The sequence below is a fragment of the Edaphobacter sp. genome (genome assembly GCF_035532915.1).
Classification (GTDB): domain Bacteria; phylum Acidobacteriota; class Terriglobia; order Terriglobales; family Acidobacteriaceae; genus Edaphobacter.
This window is the reverse complement of record NZ_DATKQC010000141.1, coordinates 1-4,134: the sequence shown is the minus strand read 5'-3', so window position 1 is coordinate 4,134 and position 4,134 is coordinate 1. Positions and strand designations below refer to the sequence as shown.

3 protein-coding genes and 1 pseudogene are annotated in these 4,134 nt (G+C 58.4%); 1 reads left to right on the top strand and 3 read right to left on the bottom strand.

Annotated elements, in window-relative coordinates:
* The first annotated feature begins 18 nt into the window (after nt 1–18).
* A complete protein-coding gene (locus VMU57_RS06990; RefSeq protein WP_414648613.1) occupies nt 19–2,649 on the top strand; it encodes an ABC transporter permease in 2,631 nt (876 codons plus the stop codon).
* A 220-nt stretch (nt 2,650–2,869) separates the two neighbouring features.
* On the opposite strand, the gene VMU57_RS06985 is transcribed toward VMU57_RS06990, so the two are convergent.
* The 3 genes and pseudogenes from VMU57_RS06985 to VMU57_RS06975 form a co-directional block, all read right to left on the bottom strand.
* Nucleotides 2,870–3,421: a PRTRC system protein E gene (locus VMU57_RS06985; protein WP_325381914.1), complete on the bottom strand. Its 552-nt coding sequence runs from the start codon at nt 3,419–3,421 to the stop codon at nt 2,870–2,872.
* Nucleotides 3,422–3,465: 44 nt separating this feature from the next.
* The gene (locus VMU57_RS06980; protein ID WP_325381913.1) at nt 3,466–3,756 is read right to left on the bottom strand and encodes a hypothetical protein; all 291 of its coding nucleotides are present in this window, start codon (nt 3,754–3,756) and stop codon (nt 3,466–3,468) included.
* A gap of 21 nt (nt 3,757–3,777) precedes the next feature.
* Nucleotides 3,778–4,134 (bottom strand): annotated as a pseudogene (locus VMU57_RS06975) (hypothetical protein); the annotation flags it as partial.

The window sequence follows — 4,134 nt, the reverse complement described above, 5'->3', positions numbered from 1 at the left end:
GCGAAAGAAGGGGCGCAGATGGACAGTCTGGGTGAGTTAATCCGCCGAATTGTTTTTCTCTTCACGAGACGCCGGTTTCATCGCGAGATGGATGAAGAACTCCAGTTTCACCTTCAAAAGCGGGCCGACCGAAATCTCCAGGACGGAATGAATCCTGAGGAGGCGGGTTTCGCTGCGCGGCGCCGCCTGGGGAATGTTGCTCTGCTTCACGAGAGGAGCCGTGAAGCATGGGGATGGAGCGCACTAGAGCATCTTGCGCAGGATACGAGATTCGCTCTGAGATTCCTGAGCAAGAACCCCGGGTTCGCGTGCATCATTGTCGTAACTCTGGGATTCGGGATTGGAGTGAACACGGCCGTGTTCAGCGCGGTGAAGGCCTTGCTGCTGAATCCCTATCCGTTCCCACACGCCGATCGCATCGTCAACGTTGAAGCGCGACACGTCAGCGGAAAGAACAGCAATACAGGCTACGTAGATTTTCTTGATTGGCGACAGCAGAACTCCGTATTCGAGTCGATGGCGATCATGCCGGAGACTGGCGACTATACGCTTATCGGAGAGGGGGAACCGCAGCGTATTACCGGAGGCGCCACTACGGCGGATTTCTGGCGCGTACTGGAGATTAATCCGGAAACCGGACGTCTCTTCCTTCAGGAAGACCAGGTTCCGGGCGCAGCGCCCGTTGTGGTGTTGACATACCCGGCCTGGCGCCAGCGGTTCGGCGCGAATGGCGCGGTTTTGGGAAAATCCATTACGCTGAATGGACGGGCATTCACCATTATTGGCGTACTTCCCAGCGGGTTTGCATTTCCGGGTATCGAGACGTGCGAATTTTTCACGCCGCTCCACGCAAGCACTTCAATGGGACGTACACAACATCAATATGGTGTAGTCGCGCGCCTCAAGCCAGGCATCACCGTGGAGCAGGCGCAGAGCGATATGAGCGCTATCGCACGACGGCTGGAATTGGAATATCCGGCCACAAATACTGGTTGGGGCGTGAAGGTCCAGACGCTTAGCGCAGCCTTGGCTGAAGAAGCCCGCGGGCCGCTACTGATCCTGTTCGCAGTGGTGGCTTGCGTGCTGCTGCTTGCCTCTGTCAATGTTGCAGGCCTACTGCTGGCAAGGGCTTCGAGAAGGGCAAAGGAGGTGGCGATTCGCGCTTCGCTCGGCGCGAGTCGCTCACGGATCGTCTGCCAAATGCTGACGGAAACCGTGCTTCTTAGCTTGATGGGTGGGGGAACGGGGGTGCTGCTGGCGCTGTTCCTAATGGAGGTGCTGCGCAGAAAGGCCCCGCCGGAATTCGCACTTGATTCGAATTTGCAATTAGACCCTGCGGTCCTTATGTTTACCCTCGCCGTTGCTCTGCTGACGGGTATTCTGGCGGGACTGGTACCGGCATGGACCACTTCCGGAGCCGAACCGAATTCCGTTTTGAAAAACGAAGGGAACGCCTCCAGCGGGGTACGTTCGCACGGGCGCGCGATGTTTGCCTTGGTGGCGGGCGAAGTGGCCCTCTCTGTGGTCTTGATGGCCGGGGCAGGGCTCTTGGTAAAGAGCTTTGTCCGTCTGATGAAGGTCGAGACCGGAATTCGGGTCGAACACGTCCTGACCTTCGCGCTGGATTTGCCGCAGACGAGGTACTCGTCCCACACGCGGGTGGCTGGATTCTATCGCGATGTCGTGGCCCAACTCAGAAATTCTTCAGGAGTGGAGAGTGCAGCGGCTGTAATGACGCTACCCATGCATGGCGGAATGACGGGCGGTGCCTTCGAGGTAGAGGGCAGGCCGAAGGCTTCCGACTGGGTGGACACTCTCGTGGAATACAACGCCGTGACCGATGGTTATTTCCGCACCATGGGAATCCCCCTCCTGCGTGGACGCGACTTCGATGCCCACGACACCTCGAACTCTCCGGCAGTGGCGATTGTGAACGATACGCTTGCCCGGCAGTATTTTCCTGGGCAAGACCCGATCGGGCACCGTTATCGCGACGCGTACGCCGGCCAGTGGCGCACGATTGTTGGCGTGGTCGGCTCGGTGAAGCACCAACAGCCGATGAAACCGCCTGTTCCGGGTGTTTATGCGCCAGAGACGCAGTGGGCTTCCAATTGGATGTGGATCACGGTGCGGGCACACGGCAATGCGGCTGAAGTCACGAATGCTGCACGTGCAGCGGTTCACACTCTCGATGGTGACTTACCCCTGATCAAAATCCGCACCATGCGCGAAGTGGTCTCGGACTCCGTTTCGGTTCCCAGACTATTGATGCAACTGCTCGTAGGATTTGCAGCTTTCGCTCTCTTGCTGGATGCGATCGGCATTTATGGCATCGTGGACTATTCGGTGCAGCAGCGGACGCGCGAGGTGGGGATTCGAATGGCTCTGGGCGCGAAATATCTGAATGTGATCGGGCTATTGGTGCGTAGGGGCATGATGCCGGCGATATTGGGGGCAGCAGTTGGGATTCCCGTGGCACTGGCGGTAATGGGCGTGCTCCGCGGAATTCTGTACGGAACCAGCCCGTATGACGTGGGGGTATTCTTGGGCGTCCCGGCTCTGCTGGTGTTGCTGGCCCTAGCAGCGAGTTTTCTGCCTGCGCGCCGCGCTAGCAAGCTGGACGCGATGACCGCATTGCGCTCCGAGTAAGAAAAACACCCTATTTCTTTGATTTGTGGTTATCTCCGCCAATGCTCATTTCGAGCGATCTCGATCCTGAAGACCTATATCGACCCGAGCGCAACCGGAACTCGTGGCGTGGAATTCGGCCTATCAGACAGCAGGTGGTTGACTGCGACGAGACACTGGTCAACGCAGTTTCGATGAGAGCAGTTGTCCAAGAAAGGAAGGGCTTGACTAGGATTGGCGCTTACGCGGCCTCGTCCAAGTCGTCGGATTCATCCGTTGGCTCGTCTTCGTCGGTTTCGGCAAGAATCTCCTCCTCCTCGTCCGCATCCGACGCGGACAAGGGAGCTGACGCCGGTGCCGGTCCAATGTCAAAAAGGCTGGCGTTGCGTGCCGGTTCCTGTTTCTTGGGCTCGGCAGGCTTGGGCGCCGCGTCCGCTGGCTTCTTTGTCTCAGCCGCCGCTGGCTCGGTCGGGACCGGCGCAGTCTTCGGTGCCGCCTTCGAGCGGGCCTCCGCCTTTGCGGTCTTCGCGGCCGCCGCCATTTGCTCCTTGGCGGATTCGAGGGTGTTCCTCAGTTCGAGATGGGCGCCAACGAACTGGACCAGCGCGGAAGGCAGCTCGGCGTCAAGATCTTCAGCCGTGCCAGCCACGCTAAGAGGAGTGGTGAGCGCGTCGTTGTCGCTCTCGTTGAGCTTGCGGGGAATGACGTTGACGCGGATGGTGTCGTCCTCCAAACGCGTCAGGATTATGACGACGGTCCACTGCCGGAGCAGCGGACCCAGTTCTTTGAACATGGATACACCTTCCTGTGAGAATGAAACTGTCGATTGGATGGTTATTACTCGGGGTCGTCCCAGCGCTCGGTGTACCTTGCTCCCAGGAGAAGGGACTTGGCATATGCCTCACTGTCGTTGTCTTTCTTCCACAGCAGTGAGTAGACCGTGTTTACGGCCGCTTTCATGATCCCTTTCATCTCCTCATCGGAGATGCGGGAGTAAGCGCTGTCGGCACTGCAGGTCGGACAGACCTTTCCCGCATGCAGATCCTCGATGGGACCATTTCGGAAAGCCAGCGCAACGATCATCTTGGCTTCGAGAGCCAGCACCGGGTCGACGGAAGATTTCTTCATGGTCCACCTGTATGCGAGACATTATCTCAGCTTCTTGCGTTCGGCCAATGAAGTTCTGTGAGTGCGCCTCTGTATCTTTTTCCAGAGGTCGGGATCCACCCCCAATACACTAGTCCGACCTGTTGAAGCGTTATAGAACGCTCCGTGATGGGTGAGGATGCCGTAGCGAAAGAGCCGCGCCAGCATAGCGAGTGCGCTTGTCGCCAACACCTGATTGATGAACGGCTCCTGCCGTTCGAGTGCCTCCGCCGCACTGCAACTGGGCAACGGGTCCTCGCCTGCTTCCGTATCCGCAATCTCAGGATAGAGCTCTGCAACGGTTCTCAGCCGGATCGCGCTGCGGTGGTTTGCGGCGTTCAACGGCTGGCCGAGCACATA